The sequence below is a fragment of the Stenotrophomonas sp. YJH_SMC_65 genome, assembly GCF_059369475.1.
The window spans coordinates 37991-52859 of the sequence record NZ_JCAFSR010000002.1 but is presented as its reverse complement, the minus strand read 5'-3'; the positions used below and the strand labels follow the sequence as shown (position 1 = coordinate 52859).

Sequence of the window (14869 nt, the reverse complement as noted above, 5' to 3'; positions counted from 1 at the left end):
GGCTTTTCAGAGGCCGTCAACAGTTTTTCACAGTCGTGTTCACGGGCATTTCGGGGCACGCAGCCGGGCATGACCCGACGCTACCGGAATCACATCGTATGGGTCGGTTTGTCCGAACCGGTCAGCCCGGCCAGCAGGGTCTCGATCTTGTGGCGCACGCCCTCGCCTTCGGCACCGTCGGCCAGCTGCACGCCGATGCCGGCGGTGCGGTTGCCCTGCGCGCCGGCCGGGGTCACCCAGATCACCTTGCCGGCCACCGGCAGGCGCTCGCTGGAATCGGGCAGCGTCAGCAGCAGGAACACCTCGTCGCCCAGGAAATAGCGCTTGGGCGTGGGCACGAAGATGCCGCCATTCTTCACGAACGGCATGTACGCGCTGTACAGCGCGGCTTTGTCCTTCACAGCCAGGGACAGGATGCCCTGGCGGGCGTTGCTGGCACTCATCGATTTCCCCTTGCGGCAGGCCGCTCGTTCACCTTGTTCCAGGCCAGCAGCAACTCGACCACCGCAAGGTCTGCACGCACCGTGGTGCGCAGCAGGTCGCGGGTGCGGTTGGCCGCATCGAACCAGGCTGCAAGCTTGTGCAATCGCTCCGGCGTGGTCAAGGCATCGGTGCTGGCCTGGGCCAGCGCCAGGTCGGCAGCGAAGCGCAGGCGCAGCGCCGCGTTGTCATCACCACACCACTTCTGCGCCAGCTCCACCGCGCCGGTCTTGCCGGCGGCCAGCTGTTCCAGATCTCGACCGACTTCGCGGCGCAGGCTCAGGCCGTCTTCGCGCAGCCAGTTGTCGGCCTGGCCGGGATGGCCGCGGGCGGCCTCCAGCGCTTCGCGCGCCGATGCTTCACTGTGGCCCAGCTGCTGCAGCCAGGCCAGTGCTTCGTGCTGCGGCGGCAGCTTGAATTCCAGTCGCTGGCAACGGCTGCGGATGGTCTGCGGCAGGCGTGCCGGGTCGCTGCTGATCAGCCAAAGGTAGCGGCCGGGCTGCGGCTCTTCCAGGGTCTTCAGCAGCGCATTGGCCGCCGAGCGGTTGATCGCATCGGCCGGATCGACGATCACCACCTGCGCCACGCCGTACTGCGGGGTCAGCGCCAGCTTGTCGGTGATCTCGCGCACCTGCTCGATGACGATCTCGGTACGCAGCTTGTCGCCGCTCTTGTTCGGAATGAAGCTGACCAGCTGCAGGTCCGGATGGGTGCTGGCGGCGATCAGCTGGCGCGTACGCGTGGCGTGCGTTGCATCACCCTGCGCCAGCACGTGGTCGGCCAGCGCCAGCGCTACCTCGCGCTTACCCAGCCCGGCCGGGCCGCAGATCAGCAGGCCATGACCGAGGCGACCCGCATCGAGCGCGGCCACGGTCTGGTCGAACGCACGCTGCTGCCACGGCGAAAACGTGCTCATGCGCCCTCCCCTTCCTGCAGCCAACTCTCGACATGTGCGACCACATCGGCGGCCACGCGTTCCTGCACCTGGCCGGCGTCGATCAGCGCGAAGCGCTGCGGGTCCTGCTGTGCGCGGCTGCGGAACACGGCGCGCACGCGCTGGAAGAAATCGTCCTGCTCGCTCTCGATGCGGTCCGGCCACAGGTCGCGACCGTTGGCGCGCGCGCGGCCGACGGCCACGTCCACATCCAGCAGAAGGGTCAGCCCTGGCAGCAGGCCGACCGCGCGGCGCTCCAGGTCGGCAATCCACTGCGGGTCAAGCCCGCGGCCACCGCCCTGGTAGGCGTAGCTGGAATCGGTGAAGCGGTCGCTCAGCACGTAGGCACCGCGCTGCAGCGCCGGCCGGATCACCTGACGCACATGCTGGGCGCGTGCGGCGAACACCAGCAGCAGCTCGGCTTCGGCGCTGAGCGGTTCGGCAGCGATCTCGGCATCGGGCTTCAGCAGCAGGCCGCGGATGCGCTCGGCCAGTGGCGTACCGCCCGGCTCGCGGGTCAGCACCACCTCGTGGCCGTGGCGGCGCAGGCAGTCACGGATGGCATTGATGGCGGTGGTCTTGCCTGCGCCCTCGCCGCCTTCCAGGCTGACGAAACGCGGGTGGCGAAGCAGCGCGGGACTCATTGCGCCGGGGTCTCCTGGGTACGTTGCTGGCGCAGCTGCTGCAGGTAGCGGGCTACGGCGGCGTTGTGCTGGTCCAGGCTGGGCGAGAACACGTGCGCGCCGCTGCCGTCGCCCACGGCGACGAAGTACAGCGCATCACCGGCGGCCGGCTGCGCCGCGGCCATCAGCGCGTCGCGACTGGGCATGGCGATCGGGGTCGGGGTCAGGCCCGCACGGGTATAGGTGTTGTACGGCGTATCGGTGGTCAGGTCGCGGCGGCGGATGTTGCCGTCATACGCGGCACCGATGCCGTAGATCACGGTCGGGTCGGTCTGCAGGCGCATGCCGATCTTCAGGCGGCGCATGAACACGCCGGCGATCTGCGGGCGCTCGCTGGCCAGCGCGGTTTCCTTCTCGATGATCGACGCCAGCGTCAGCAGTTCGTAGGGCGTGTTGATCGGCAGGTCCGGCGCGCGGCTTTCCCAGGCTTCGTCCAGCGCCTTTTCCATTGCGGCGTGGGCGCGCTTGAGCACGTCCAGATCACTGTCGCCGCGCTGGTAAACGTAGGTCTCCGGCAGGAAGCGGCCTTCCGGGTGCTGGCCACCGAAGCCAAGGCGCTGCATCAACGCGGCGTCATCCAGGTTGTCGGTGGTGTGCAGCAGCGGCTCGGCGCGCTTGAGTGCGGCACGCAGCTGGCGGATGTTCCAGCCCTCGACAATGGTGACGCGGTGCTGCAGCACCTTGCCGGCGCGCATGCGCAGCAGCAGCTCGCGCGGGGTCAGCTCGCCACCGAGCGCGTACTCGCCCACCTTCAGCTTGCCGGCCGCATCGAGCTGGCGCGCCAACAGCTGCCACTGGGTGTCCTGGCCCTCGTCCACGCCGGCGTCGCGCAGCTTGCGCAGCACGCTGTTCATGCCATCGCCGCTGGCGATGACCACGCTCTCGGCGGTCGGGGTGATCGGGGCATCGGCGAACCGGGTCTGCTGGTAGAAGAACCACGCGCCCGCGCCCGCCACGACGGCGGCCAGCACCACCACCAGCGTTACCACGAACAGACACCCGCGCTTGGCTCCCGCCATGGACTACCTCTGAACTCGATTCCGTCGTGCAGGATACCGTGCCGGTGGATTGGGGTCATGACCGGGGTGGCGCCTGCGTGCCGGCCAACGGTCGATCAGTAGATCCACGCCATGCGTGGATGAACGCCCGGCGGCATGACTGCGGGGGTCAGAGCCCTCGCGCGGTGCGCAAGGGATCCGACCCCGACCGGATCAGCCCTGCTGGCCCAGTGCGCGCAGCAGGCCGCGGGCCTTGGCGCGGGTCTCGTCCAGTTCCTTGTCCGGGTCCGAATCGGCCACGATGCCGGCGCCGGTGCGGAAGCTGACCTGGTGGCCATCCACTTCGGCGGTGCGGATCAGGATGTTCAGGTCCAGGTCGCCATCGCGGTTCAGCCAGCCGAACGCGCCGGTGTAGGCACCACGCGGCACCTGCTCCAGCTCGCTGATGATCTGCATGCAGCGCACCTTGGGGCAGCCGGTGATGGTGCCGCCCGGGAAGGTCGCGACGATCACCTCGCCCGGGGTCACATCGGGGCGCAGGTGGCCGCTGACGTTGCTGACGATGTGGTGCACATGCGCGTAGCTCTCCACGGTCATCAGCTCGTCGACCACCACGGTGCCGGGCATGCAGATGCGGCCCAGGTCGTTGCGCTCCAGGTCGATCAGCATCACGTGCTCGGCGCGCTCCTTGGGGTGGCCGACCAGCTCCTGGATGCGTGCGGCATCATCGTCCCCCTCGAAGCGCGGACGCGTACCGGCAATCGGACGGGTCTGCGCGTGGCCGGCATGCACCGACACCAGCCGCTCCGGCGAGGAACTGACCACATGGCGGCCGTGGGCGCTGAACAGGCCGGCGAACGGTGCCGGATTGGCACGGCGCAGCTGCGCGTACAGCGCCTGCGGGCTGACCGGCGCAGCGAACTGCGCGCTCCAGCGCCGCGACAGGTTCACCTGGAACACGTCGCCGGCACGCAGGTACTCGATCACCCGGCGCACGCCGTCGGTGAAGCGCTGCGGCGCATCCTCGCCCACCGCCTGCGGCGGCTGCCAGCCCTGCCCGGCCTCGGGCAGCGCGGCCGAGGCCAGTGCCACCAGCGCATCCAGCAACGCCTGCTCGCCGGCCTCGGCGATGACGAAGCTGGCGCCGTTGTGATGGTCATGCAGCACCGCGGCCGGGCAGCGCAGCGCCAGCGCGGTCGGGCGGCCGTCCTCGCGCGCACGCGCCGGCAGCACCGGTTCGATCTGGCTGGCCACTTCGTAATCGAGCATCAACGCCCAGCCGCCGCGGAACGGCAGGCTGTGGCTGCCGTCATGCGGCAGGCGTTCGCGCTGCCAGGCACGGTCCAGCACCTGCAGGAAGCTGCCGGCGTGCACCGCGTCGTGCTGGTCGCGCACCTGGCCATCCGCATCCAGTCGCAGGCCATCGCCCTGCGCGGCCAGCAGCAGGCTCCAGCGGCCCTGCGCGGTGCCCGAGGCAGTGGATTCCATCAGCAGCGGAAAGCGCGCCGGGTCATGCTGCTGCAGGGCCAGCAGATCGATCGGGTGCGGCAGCGGGTGGATCAGCGGTGCGTGGGTCATGGCAGCCAGTTCTGGGGTTCAGATGCACGGAAGCCGCCTTGCGGCGGCTCCGTAGAACGCGGCGTCGAGCATGGCCCGACGCTACAACTCGGTCAGACGCGCTTGAAGACCAGCGTGCCGTTGGTGCCGCCGAAGCCGAAGCCATTGGACATCACCACGTCGACCTTGGCCTGGCGTGCTTCGTTGGGCACGTAGTCCAGGTCGCAGCCTTCGCCCGGCTGCTGCAGGTTGATGGTCGGCGGGATGACGTTGTCCTGCAGTGCCATCACCGAGAAGATCGCTTCCACGCCGCCGGCAGCACCCAGCAGGTGGCCGGTCATCGACTTGGTGGAGCTGACCATCATCTTGTAGGCGTGGTCGCCGAAGGCGGTCTTCATCGCCATGGTCTCGCCCAGGTCGCCCAGCGGCGTGGAGGTGCCGTGCGCGTTGAGGTAGCCCACCTGTTCCGGGGTCACGCCCGCGTCCTTCATGGCCATGGCCATGCAGCGCGCGGCGCCTTCGCCGTTCTCGCTCGGTGCGGTCATGTGGTACGCGTCGGAGCTGGCGCCGAAGCCGGCCAGTTCACAGTAGATCTTCGCGCCACGCGCCTTGGCGTGCTCGTACTCTTCCAGGATCAGGATGCCGGCGCCGTCGCCCAGCACGAAGCCGTCACGGTCCTTGTCCCACGGGCGCGAGGCCTGTTCCGGGGCATCGTTGCGGGTGCTCATGGCCTTCATCGCGCAGAAGCCGCCCAGCGCGGTCGGCGACGAGCCACGCTCGGCACCGCCAACCACCATCACGTCGGCGTCGCCGTACTGGATCATGCGCATCGCGGTACCGATCGAATGGTTCGAGGTCGCGCAGGCCGACACCGCCGAGAACGACGGGCCCTTCAGGCCGGTGATGATGCTCAGCTGGCCCGGCAGCATGTTGATGATGGTCTTGGGCACGTAGAAGGGCGAGATCTTCTTGCCCTCGTGGAACTCGATGGTCTGCTCTTCGATACCGAGCAGGCCGCCGATGCCGGCGCCGACGATGGCGCCGATGCGATCGGCATTGGCGTCGGTGATCTCCAGGCCCGAGTCGTGCAGGGCCATGAACGAGGCACCGAGGCCGTAATGGATGAACGGGTCCATCTTCTTGGCATCCTTGCCGCTGACCCGGAACTTGCCGAACAATTCATTGTCGGCGGTGATGTCGAATCCCTTGACCTCACCTGCAATCTTGGTGGTGAACCGATCCAGATAGGCATCCGCAACGTTGGTCAGCGGACCGATGCCCGAACGACCGTGGGTGATGCCTTCCCAGCTGCTGGCCAGATCATTGCCCAACGGCGAGACGATACCCAGGCCGGTTACGACGACGCGACGCTTCATTGCTGATTCTCCTGACCCGGCTGATTTCAACGGGCAACTCGGTTTGCTTCGGTGTGATGCTCAAACACACGGGGCCGCAACTGCGGCCCCATGGGGTGCGGTGCGCGGCGAGCGTGGGCCCGCGCGCGCACTGCCGTCTGACATCAGGCCTTGACGTGGGCCTTGATGTAGTCGATGGCGGCCTGCACGGTGCTGATCTTCTCGGCTTCTTCGTCCGGGATCTCGCACTCGAATTCTTCTTCCAGGGCCATCACCAGCTCGACGGTGTCCAGCGAGTCAGCGCCCAGGTCATCGACGAACGATGCGCTGTTGGTGACTTCTTCTTCCTTGACGCCAAGCTGTTCGACGACGATTTTCTTGACGCGTTCTTCGATGGTGCTCATGGGATCTCGCTCCAGATGGAGTTGTGGTTCAAAAGTGGTCGCCATCAAAGGCGATGGCCGTGGGATAGTGTAGTGGAAACCGGCGCGGCCATGCATTGCAGCAAAAACCTCCGCAGATCAACCACTTGCGGCGCAATCCCTGCGCCCCTTGCTTACGGCATGTACATGCCGCCGTTCACATGGAGGGTTTCGCCGGTGATGTAACCGGCAGCCGGGCTGGCCAGGAAGGCCACCGCATGGGCGATGTCTTCCGGCGACCCCAGGCGTTCGAGGGCGATGTCGTTGATCAGCGCGGTGCGCGCTTCTTCCGGCAACGCCTTGGTCATGTCGGTGTCGATGAAGCCAGGTGCGACAACATTGACGGTGACGCCGCGCGAACCGATTTCCTTGGCCAGCGACTTGCTGAAGCCGATGATGCCCGCCTTGGCCGCGGCGTAGTTGGCCTGGCCGGCATTGCCGGTCACGCCCACCACCGATGCGATGTTGATGATGCGGCCCTTGCGCGCCTTCATCATGCCGCGCATCACCGCCTTGCTGGTGCGGAACACGCTGGTCAGGTTGGTGTCGATGATCGACGCCCAGTCCTCGTCCTTCATGCGCATGAGCAGGTTGTCGCGGGTGATGCCGGCATTGTTGACCAGGATCGAGATCGGGCCGAATTCCTTGGCGATGCCATCGAGCACGCTGTCCAGCGCGGCGGCATCGGTGACGTTCAGCGCGCGGCCGTGACCACCGTGGGCGGCCAGGCGTTCGCCGATCGCGGCAGCGCCGGATTCAGTGGTGGCGGTACCGATGACGGTGGCGCCCTGGGCGGCCAGCAGATCGGCGATGGCGGCACCGATGCCACGGCTGGCGCCGGTGACCAGTGCGATTTCACCCTGCAGGGGCTTGCTCATGATGTTTTCCTCAGGCTGGGGCGACCGCCGCACCCGTGCCGCTTGCCGCGGCCACCGGTACGGTCGGCAGGAACAGGGGGGATCAGGCCGACCATGCCTCGCGGGCGGCTTCGAAGTCGCCCGGCGTGGCCAGCGAACGGCCGTCGATGGCCTTGTCGATGCGCTTGACCAGGCCGGTCAGCACCTTGCCCGGGCCGCACTCGGCGATCCGGGTGACGCCACGGGCAGCCAGCGCCTGCACGCACCCGGTCCACTGTACCGGCTGGTACAGCTGCTGGACCAGCGCGGTGCGGATCGCGTCGATGCCGCTGTGCACCTGGGCGTCGACGTTCTGCACCACCGGCAGCTGCGGCGCGTGCCAGGACAGGCCGGCCATCACTTCGGCCAGGCGGTTGGCGGCTTCGCGCATGAGCGGGGTGTGCGAGGGCACGCTGACGGCCAGCTTGACCGCCTTGCGCACGCCCTTCTCGGCCAGCAGCGCCAGCGCACGGTCGACCGCGTCGGCGTCGCCACCGATCACGATCTGGCCCGGCGAATTGAAGTTGGCCGGCACCACCACCTGGCTGCCTGCCGCTTCGGCGCAGACGTCCAGCACCAGCTGGTCTTCGGCGCCGAGCACGGCGGCCATGGCGCCGACACCGGCCGGTGCGGCTTCCTGCATCAGCTGGCCGCGCAGGCGCACCAGGTGCGCACCGTCATGCAGGCTCAGTGCGCCTGCGGCAACCAGGGCGGTGTACTCGCCCAGGCTGTGGCCGGCCAATACCGACGGGCGCGGACCGCCCACGGCGTTCCAGGCGCGCCACACGCCGATGCTCGCGGCCAGCAGGGCCGGCTGGGTGTATTCGGTACGGTTGAGCATTTCCTCCGGGCCGCCCTGGGACAGCGCCCACAGGTCGACGCCGGCACCATCGGATGCCTCGGTGAAGGCTTCACGCACCTGTGGGTGCAGTTCGGCCAGCTCGGCCACCATGCCCACAGACTGCGAGCCCTGGCCGGGGAAGACAAAAGCGAGGGTGGATACGGTCACGCGGTCATCCGCTTGTTGCAATCGAAGCGGGCCATGATAAGGGCGAATCCGCTGTGTCGTCTGTACGTGCGCGTATGCAGGCGTATGGAGCGCGGCCGGGCAAGCGCAACGGGGTCAGATCCCTTTTCCTGCGGAAAAGGGATCTGACCCCTATCAGCCTCAGCAGAACAGCTGCAGGACGTCCAGGTCGCCGTCGGCGAGGAAATCCACGCACAGGCACACCAGCATCAACACGCCGGCGGTGCTGGCGCCGTGGGCGATGAAGATGGAATGGGCCAGCGCGCGCGCCGAACGGCCCAGCTTCATGCAGACCCGGGCCAGGCTGCGCAGGCGGCCGCTGACCGCATGCACGTGCTCGCGCACCGGCGCCTGAACGTCACCCATCGCCTCGGCCATCATCGCCTGCAGGTGCCCGGGGCGGTCGGCGTAGTACTTGGCCACGCCGTAGCCGAACATCAGCCAGTCGCGGGCCTGCGCTTCGGACAGATCCATCACTTCCAGCGGATCTTCCTCGAAATCGATGAAGCCGACCTTCTCGCCATCCCATGTGAGGTTGCGCGGCAATGGCTGCCCGAAATAGGCGCCGCGGGCATGAGCTTCAGCAATGGCCAGCATCGCCGCCATCACCAGCTGATCGCGACCGGCTTCGTCGGCTTCGCGCAGGCAGGTGTTGAACGAGCTGCCGTTGTCGCCGATCACCAGCGCGGCATGACCGGTGCCCAGTACGTCCGGCACGTTCACACCCTGCGCCTGCAGTTCCGCGAGGCGGCGGGCCTCGGTTTCGCGTGCGGCGTCGCCACCGCGGTGCGGCGGCGGGCGCAGCGCATCCAGATGGAAACGGCGCGCAACAAAATTGAGCAGGCCCAGGGCCATTGCCCGGCTTCCCTTGCCGTACTGCTTCAGCCAGGCACGTTGCCCTTCGATGACGATGGGCTCAACCATGACAGGTCCTCCTTAAACGCGTTACGGCCCCGAAGGGGCCGTAACGACAAGACTTCACATTGTCGTAACTTGCACTATCAATAGCGCAGCAGGGCCGAACCCCAGGTGAAGCCGCCGCCGAAGGCCTCCAGCAGCAGCAACTGGCCACGCTCGACCTTGCCCGAACGCACCGCGGCATCCAGCGCCAGCGGCACCGAGCCGGAGGAGGTGTTGCCGTGCTTGTCGACGGTCACCACGACCTGGTCCATCGACATCTCCAGCCGCTTGGCGGTGGCTTCGATGATGCGCAGGTTGGCCTGGTGCGGGATCAGCCAGTCCAGGTCGGACTTGTCCAGGCCGTTGGCGGCCAGGGTCTCGTCCACGACCGAGTCCAGCGCCTTGACGGCGTACTTGAACACGTCGTTGCCCTTCATGTTGATGGTGCCGCCACCGTTGGCGCCGTCCTTGAAGCCGGTCGAAACGCCGACCGGGTTCCACAGCAGTTCCTTCTTGCTGCCATCGGCATGCAGGTGGGTGCTGAGGATGCCGGTGTCTTCGTCGGCCTTGAGCACGACGGCGCCGGCGCCATCGCCGAACAGCACGCAGGTGGTGCGATCGTTCCAGTCGACCATGCGGGTCAACGTTTCGGTGCCGATCACCAGCACGTGCTTGCAGTCGCCGGAGCGGATGAACTTGTCGGCCACGCCCAGCGCGAACACGAAGCCGGAACAGGCTGCGTTGACGTCGAAGGCGGGGCACCCGGCCACACCGAGCTTGGCCTGGATCAGGCACGCGGTGGACGGGAAAATGAGATCAGGGGTGGTCGTGCCGACCACGATCATGTCGAGCTGCGAGGCATCGATGCCTGCGGCTTCAAGCGCGCGCAGGGCGGCGTTGTAGCCAAGGTCGCTGGTGGTTTCGCCTTCGGCCGCGATGTGCCGTTCACGAATGCCGGTGCGCGACTGGATCCACTCATCCGAGGTTTCGACCATTTTTTCCAGGTCGGCGTTGGTCAGGACTTTTTCCGGCAAATAGCTACCGGTGCCCGCGATCCTCGAATAGATCCGCTTGCTCATCATGTTTCCTGTTGCGCGGGCCGCCGATCACCGGCACGCCCGGGAAAGAAGGCAAAGGCCGCTGCCCGGAGGCAGCGGCCTTCCCGGCACATCAATCTTCTTCGACGGCCGAGGTCTTGGTCTGGATGACCTTCTTGCCGCGGTAGAAACCGTCGGCAGTGATGTGGTGACGCAGGTGCACTTCGCCGGTGGTCGGGTCGGTCGACAGCTGCTTGGCGCTCAGGGCGTCGTGGGCACGACGCATGCCGCGGCGGGACGGGGTGACACGGGATTTCTGCACAGCCATGGGATTGCTCCAAACTCGGTTCGATTTGCTTCGTCGTATCGTCGCGCAGGACGCCAGCGCCCAGCACACTTTCGCTTTCGCCGCAGCCGCCGACGACAATCCGGCTGCTATTGTTTCTTCAGTGCTGCCAACGCCGCAAACGGGTTGGCCTTCTTCGTTTCTTCTTCGCTCGGTGCCCAGTCCTTGTCGACTGCTTCACCGTCGGGCGACAGCGGCACCACGGGCACCGCCAGCACCAATTCGTCCTCGACCAGATCCAGCGGACGCAGCTGGCCGTCTTCCGGCACCAGCAACGCCTCGTATTCCTCCGGCAGGGACGATTCCTCGTCCTCGTCGCGGATCAGGCCAAGCCTCTGGGTCACCTTCACCGGCAACAGGAATCGCTGCATGCTGCGCTGACAGGTCAGCGGCAGCGCGGTGTCGATGGTCAGTTCCACATAGGATACCCGCAAGACGTCGTCGCGACCGAATTCAAGCGAGTAGACACACTCGCCGTCGGTATCTGCGACCAACCCCTGCAGGCGGGTCAATTCAGCCAGGGAGACCTGACCGTCGAAGCGCCTTCGCGCTACAACCATCCGCCAGGCATCCAGCGTTTCGGGCACGTTCGCGGACATAAGCCGCTGAATACTAAGGATCGCACCGCCTGCTGTCAAATGCCCGCCCTGCAGGACTTGCCGCTGGCGCCGTGGAGGGGCCAGACTGCCGCGCCCTGCCCCGGTATTGTCACATGTCACTGGTCCTGGCCTCCACCTCCCGCTACCGTCGCGAACTGCTGGAACGGCTGGGCCTGCCCTTCGACTGCGCACGCCCGGACGTGGATGAAACCCCTCTGGGCGCCGAGACCCCGCTGGCCCTGGCCACGCGCCTGGCCGCCGCCAAGGCCGCCGACGTGGCCGCCCGCCATCCGGGCGCCTGGGTGATCGGCTCGGACCAGGTGGCCGACCTGAACGGCCAGCCGCTGGGCAAGCCGGGCACGGTCGAGGCGGCCTGTGCGCAGCTGGCGGCAATGTCCGGACAGACGGTGCGTTTTCACACGGCAATCAGTCTCAGGCGGGATGGAGAATCCCTCGCCACCCTGGATCTGACCGAAGTACGCTTCCGCGTGCTGGACCCGCAGGAAATCATCCGCTACGTCGCCGCCGAGCAGCCGCTGGACTGCGCCGGCAGCTTCAAGTGCGAGGGCCTGGGCATCAGCCTGTTCGAGGCAATCGACAACCGCGACCCGACCGCGCTGGTCGGCCTGCCACTGATCGCGCTGTGCGGCCTGCTGCGCAGGGCTGGATTCGCGGTGCCGTGAACGGTAGAGCCGAGCCCTTGCTCGGCCGTCTTTTTTTTAGGCTGCCCGCCATCTGTAGCAGAAGCAGCCGAGCATCGGCTCGGCTCTACAGGACCAGGGGACCTCAACGAACTTCGAACGGCTGCTCCTGCCACGCCTCCACGCTGCCGTCGCGGCCGTGCAGGCGCAGGCCAAGCCAATGCCGCCCCGGCGCCAGCGTGGTGGTATCCAGCGATGCGTCGAAGCCCACCGCCGGATGTTGCGGATCGGTGCTGTCCGGCCAGGTGTGGCGGATGTCGAACATGCGCCCGTAGCGCGCATCGCCAATCGAATGGCCATCGACCAGCACTTCGATGCGCGCCAACCCCACGCCATCCTTGAATGCCCAGCCCTTGATGGCGAGCGTTCCGGAGACCTTCTCACCGTTGGACGGCGCATCCAGCCAGGCCATTGCCGGCGTCACGCAGGGCCCCTGCGCGCGCTGCACCGGCAGCTGGAACAGCAGGAAGCGCTGGAAACCATGATCGCTGCTGACCACGCGCGGCGCCGGCAACGGCCCCACCTGCTCGCAGATGGCGTGATAGCGCGCCAGCAGATCGCGGTAGCGCTGGTCGCTGGGTGACAGCACCAGCAGCATCGGCGCACTGCGCGGGCCTTCGTGCAGCAGGCCCCACTGTGCCAGCTGTGCGGTCCGCCCATGCTTGTCGTTGAGCGGATGCGGCAACACCTCGATATCACCGTTGCCCAGCTGGAAGCCCAGTTCGGCACCGACCTTGAAGTTGCCCGCCAGCACACGCGTGCCCGGCGGCATCTGCCGCAGTTCGTCGCGCACCGCCACGGCCAGCGGCTGCCAGCCGGCAAAGTTGCGCGGGTAGTACTTGCTGCCGGCCATCTGCTCGCGCAGCGCCGGCGTGGACGCCATCAGGTAGTAGCCGAAAGCCAGTACGGTGCCTGCAGCTGCCAGCCACCAGCCGGTGCGGCGCAGCCAGCGTGGCCAGCCGTTGAGGACCACCGGCACGGCCACCAGCAGCGCCAGGTAGCCCGGCAACGGCCAATGGAAACTGATCCGCTCGACATCGGTGAAGAAGCCCAGCAGGAAGATGCCCAGCGTCGACACCCCGCCCACCAGGCCGAAATAGCGCCATTGCACCCGCACACCACCACCACTGCGGGTACCCGCCAGGGCGACCTTCCACATCGCGATGCACAGGATCGGCGTCACCAGCATCGGCTGGATCACCAGGAACCACAGCCCTTCCCACTCGAACGTCCACGGGTGGCGCTCGACCACCTGGAACTTCAGGCCGGCATCATGGTTGTCCGCATTCCACGCCAGCAACGGCAGCCAGGCCAGTACACCCACCGCCAGCGCCACCCATACGCGCGGGTCGGCCAGCATGCGGCGGCCCTGCGGCAGCGCCAGCAGCGCAATGAAGCCGACACCGATGACGCCAATGAAACGGTAGTGGCTGAGCGCACCGATCAGCAGGCCCAGCGCCAGCTTCATCGCCGACGACGCATCCACGTTGTGCAGCAGGCGCGCACCGGCCTGCAGGCAGATCACCGCCGCAAGCGCCATCGGCACATCCGGCACGGCCAGCAGGCCCAGCGTGGCCGACAGCGGCATCAGCAGGGTCAGGCTGCCCGCCTGCCACCCTGCGACGTTGCCAAACCAGCGCGTGGCGATGCGCACCACCAGCAACGGCAGCAACGCACCGATGGCCAGGAACGGCAGGCGCAATGCGAGCACGTGATGGCCACCGATTTCCACGCCCAGGCGTGCAAGCCATGCTGTCAACCCCGGCAGGTCGGAATAGGCAGCGGCCAGGTGCTGGCCTTCCTGCCAATAGAACGCCTCATCGACGAACAGCGGCAGGCGTGCAGCCACCACCAGCTTGGCCGCTGTGATCAGCGTCCATAACCAGAGAAATATTGCCCGCGCGCGCTGTTCGCCTTGCATTGCTCTATGGATAATCGAGTGGATTCCAGACCTGAGACGATCATGCCAGCCTCGTCCCCCAATCCCAGCATGCTAACCGATCAACTGCGCCAAGCCCTGCGGGAGGCACAGGATCAGGTGAACGCACTGGTACTGGGCAAGGTGCCGGAAGTCAGGCTGGCCTTTGTCGCCCTGCTTTCCGGCGGCCACCTGCTCATCGAAGATCTGCCTGGGCTGGGCAAGACCACGCTGGCGCATGCATTGGCCAGCAGCCTCGGCCTCAGCTTCCAGCGCGTGCAGTTCACTTCCGACCTGTTGCCGGCGGACGTACTGGGCGTATCGGTGTACGAGGCCGGCAGCCGCCAGTTCCAGTTCCACCCCGGCCCGGTGTTCACCCACGTGCTGCTGGCCGATGAGATCAACCGCGCACCGCCGCGCACGCAGAGTGCGTTGCTGGAGGCGATGGCCGAGCAGCAGGTCACCCTGGATGGACAGACGCATCCACTGCCCGATCCATTCTTCGTGATCGCCACGCAGAACCCGGTCGACCTGTCCGGCACCTTCCCGTTGCCGGATTCGCAGCTCGATCGTTTCCTGCTGCGGCTGGCGATGGGCTACCCGAGCGTGCAGGCCGAGCGCGAGCTGCTGCGTGGCAGCGATCGCCGCGACCTGATCGCCCGCGCGGTGCCGAAGCTGGATGACACCCAGGTGCGTGCGCTGCGTGAAGCCGTTGGCCAGGTACACGCCAGCGACGCGCTGATCGACTACGTGCAGGCACTGTTGACCCGCAGCCGCCAGCATGCCGGCGTACGCGTGGGCCTGTCACCGCGCGCCGGGCTGGCCCTGCTGCGTGCCGCCAGGGCGCATGCACTGCTGCTCGGCCGCGGGCATGTGGTGCCCGAAGACGTGCAGACCCTGTTCGTGGCAGTGGCCGGCCATCGCCTGGTGGCGGAGGCCGAATCCAGCTCCGGGCCGGCACTGGCGCGGGCGATCCTGCAGACCGTCGCGGTGGACTGAAGGTGGCCACACGCTGG

Annotated in this window: 16 protein-coding genes; 2 read left to right on the top strand and 14 right to left on the bottom strand. The window is 67.3% G+C overall.

What is annotated here, in order from left to right:
- Window positions 1–89 precede the first annotated feature (89 nt).
- The 13 genes from AC5P7A_RS03210 to AC5P7A_RS03150 all read right to left on the bottom strand — a co-directional run bounded on the left by AC5P7A_RS03210 (window position 90) and on the right by AC5P7A_RS03150 (window position 11234).
- Window positions 90–443, bottom strand: a complete 354-nt coding sequence (locus AC5P7A_RS03210; RefSeq protein ID WP_005412452.1) for a PilZ domain-containing protein — start codon at window positions 441–443, stop codon at window positions 90–92.
- The gene (locus AC5P7A_RS03205; protein ID WP_032958537.1) at window positions 440–1396 is read right to left on the bottom strand and encodes a DNA polymerase III subunit delta'; all 957 of its coding nucleotides are present in this window, start codon (window positions 1394–1396) and stop codon (window positions 440–442) included. Before AC5P7A_RS03205 ends, AC5P7A_RS03210 begins: the two co-directional genes overlap by 4 nt.
- Window positions 1393–2058 carry a dTMP kinase gene (gene tmk / locus AC5P7A_RS03200; RefSeq protein ID WP_495219885.1) on the bottom strand — a complete coding sequence of 222 codons (666 nt, stop codon included), beginning with the start codon at window positions 2056–2058 and terminating at the stop codon, window positions 1393–1395. Before tmk ends, AC5P7A_RS03205 begins: the two co-directional genes overlap by 4 nt.
- Entirely contained in the window at window positions 2055–3116 is a 1062-nt protein-coding gene (gene mltG, locus AC5P7A_RS03195; protein ID WP_014646191.1) for an endolytic transglycosylase MltG, read from the bottom strand. The genes tmk and mltG overlap by 4 nt, the downstream gene beginning before the upstream one ends.
- A 192-nt stretch (window positions 3117–3308) precedes the next feature.
- Entirely contained in the window at window positions 3309–4673 is a 1365-nt protein-coding gene (locus AC5P7A_RS03190) for an aminodeoxychorismate synthase component I (protein WP_495219884.1), read from the bottom strand.
- A gap of 92 nt (window positions 4674–4765) precedes the next feature.
- Window positions 4766–6028 carry a beta-ketoacyl-ACP synthase II gene (gene fabF, locus AC5P7A_RS03185; protein ID WP_111205520.1) on the bottom strand — a complete coding sequence of 421 codons (1263 nt, stop codon included), beginning with the start codon at window positions 6026–6028 and terminating at the stop codon, window positions 4766–4768.
- A 143-nt stretch (window positions 6029–6171) separates the two neighbouring features.
- Window positions 6172–6411: an acyl carrier protein gene (gene acpP, locus AC5P7A_RS03180; RefSeq protein ID WP_005415509.1), complete on the bottom strand. Its 240-nt coding sequence runs from the start codon at window positions 6409–6411 to the stop codon at window positions 6172–6174.
- Window positions 6412–6563: 152 nt separating this feature from the next.
- Window positions 6564–7307, bottom strand: a complete 744-nt coding sequence (gene fabG / locus AC5P7A_RS03175; protein WP_005408312.1) for a 3-oxoacyl-ACP reductase FabG — start codon at window positions 7305–7307, stop codon at window positions 6564–6566.
- 82 nt (window positions 7308–7389) lie between these two features.
- Window positions 7390–8334 (bottom strand): ACP S-malonyltransferase, encoded by a 945-nt coding sequence (gene fabD, locus AC5P7A_RS03170; RefSeq protein WP_032958546.1) that lies wholly within the window; start codon window positions 8332–8334, stop codon window positions 7390–7392.
- A 159-nt stretch (window positions 8335–8493) separates the two neighbouring features.
- The gene (locus AC5P7A_RS03165) at window positions 8494–9276 is read right to left on the bottom strand and encodes a BUD32 family EKC/KEOPS complex subunit (RefSeq protein WP_495219883.1); all 783 of its coding nucleotides are present in this window, start codon (window positions 9274–9276) and stop codon (window positions 8494–8496) included.
- A 77-nt stretch (window positions 9277–9353) separates the two neighbouring features.
- Window positions 9354–10331: a beta-ketoacyl-ACP synthase III gene (locus tag AC5P7A_RS03160; RefSeq protein WP_014646186.1), complete on the bottom strand. Its 978-nt coding sequence runs from the start codon at window positions 10329–10331 to the stop codon at window positions 9354–9356.
- Between the two features lie 91 nt (window positions 10332–10422).
- The gene (rpmF, locus tag AC5P7A_RS03155; RefSeq protein WP_004154640.1) at window positions 10423–10617 is read right to left on the bottom strand and encodes a 50S ribosomal protein L32; all 195 of its coding nucleotides are present in this window, start codon (window positions 10615–10617) and stop codon (window positions 10423–10425) included.
- 107 nt (window positions 10618–10724) lie between these two features.
- The gene (locus AC5P7A_RS03150) at window positions 10725–11234 is read right to left on the bottom strand and encodes a YceD family protein (protein WP_049404889.1); all 510 of its coding nucleotides are present in this window, start codon (window positions 11232–11234) and stop codon (window positions 10725–10727) included.
- Between the two features lie 113 nt (window positions 11235–11347).
- Here AC5P7A_RS03150 and AC5P7A_RS03145 point away from each other — a divergent pair, with 113 nt between their 5' ends.
- The gene (locus tag AC5P7A_RS03145) at window positions 11348–11917 is read left to right on the top strand and encodes a Maf family protein (RefSeq protein ID WP_046429198.1); all 570 of its coding nucleotides are present in this window, start codon (window positions 11348–11350) and stop codon (window positions 11915–11917) included.
- Between the two features lie 103 nt (window positions 11918–12020).
- On the opposite strand, the gene AC5P7A_RS03140 is transcribed toward AC5P7A_RS03145, so the two are convergent.
- Window positions 12021–13856 carry a glycosyltransferase family 39 protein gene (locus AC5P7A_RS03140; RefSeq protein ID WP_197606096.1) on the bottom strand — a complete coding sequence of 612 codons (1836 nt, stop codon included), beginning with the start codon at window positions 13854–13856 and terminating at the stop codon, window positions 12021–12023.
- A 42-nt stretch (window positions 13857–13898) separates the two neighbouring features.
- Between AC5P7A_RS03140 and AC5P7A_RS03135 the strand changes: the two genes are divergently transcribed.
- Entirely contained in the window at window positions 13899–14852 is a 954-nt protein-coding gene (locus AC5P7A_RS03135; RefSeq protein ID WP_032958559.1) for an AAA family ATPase, read from the top strand.
- The last annotated feature ends 17 nt before the right edge of the window (window positions 14853–14869 follow it).

Coding starts and splice junctions, on each gene's coding strand:
- acpP (WP_005415509.1), bottom strand. CDS start 6,411: ATGAGCACCATCGAAGAACGCGTCAAGAAAATCGTCGTCGAACAGCTT.
- AC5P7A_RS03190 (WP_495219884.1), bottom strand. CDS start 4,673: ATGACCCACGCACCGCTGATCCACCCGCTGCCGCACCCGATCGATCTG.
- tmk (WP_495219885.1), bottom strand. CDS start 2,058: ATGAGTCCCGCGCTGCTTCGCCACCCGCGTTTCGTCAGCCTGGAAGGC.
- AC5P7A_RS03150 (WP_049404889.1), bottom strand. CDS start 11,234: ATGTCCGCGAACGTGCCCGAAACGCTGGATGCCTGGCGGATGGTTGTA.
- AC5P7A_RS03210 (WP_005412452.1), bottom strand. CDS start 443: ATGAGTGCCAGCAACGCCCGCCAGGGCATCCTGTCCCTGGCTGTGAAG.
- AC5P7A_RS03140 (WP_197606096.1), bottom strand. CDS start 13,856: ATGCAAGGCGAACAGCGCGCGCGGGCAATATTTCTCTGGTTATGGACG.
- AC5P7A_RS03160 (WP_014646186.1), bottom strand. CDS start 10,331: ATGAGCAAGCGGATCTATTCGAGGATCGCGGGCACCGGTAGCTATTTG.
- mltG (WP_014646191.1), bottom strand. CDS start 3,116: ATGGCGGGAGCCAAGCGCGGGTGTCTGTTCGTGGTAACGCTGGTGGTG.
- AC5P7A_RS03165 (WP_495219883.1), bottom strand. CDS start 9,276: ATGGTTGAGCCCATCGTCATCGAAGGGCAACGTGCCTGGCTGAAGCAG.
- AC5P7A_RS03205 (WP_032958537.1), bottom strand. CDS start 1,396: ATGAGCACGTTTTCGCCGTGGCAGCAGCGTGCGTTCGACCAGACCGTG.
- AC5P7A_RS03145 (WP_046429198.1), top strand. CDS start 11,348: ATGTCACTGGTCCTGGCCTCCACCTCCCGCTACCGTCGCGAACTGCTG.
- rpmF (WP_004154640.1), bottom strand. CDS start 10,617: ATGGCTGTGCAGAAATCCCGTGTCACCCCGTCCCGCCGCGGCATGCGT.
- AC5P7A_RS03135 (WP_032958559.1), top strand. CDS start 13,899: ATGCCAGCCTCGTCCCCCAATCCCAGCATGCTAACCGATCAACTGCGC.
- fabF (WP_111205520.1), bottom strand. CDS start 6,028: ATGAAGCGTCGCGTCGTCGTAACCGGCCTGGGTATCGTCTCGCCGTTG.
- fabG (WP_005408312.1), bottom strand. CDS start 7,307: ATGAGCAAGCCCCTGCAGGGTGAAATCGCACTGGTCACCGGCGCCAGC.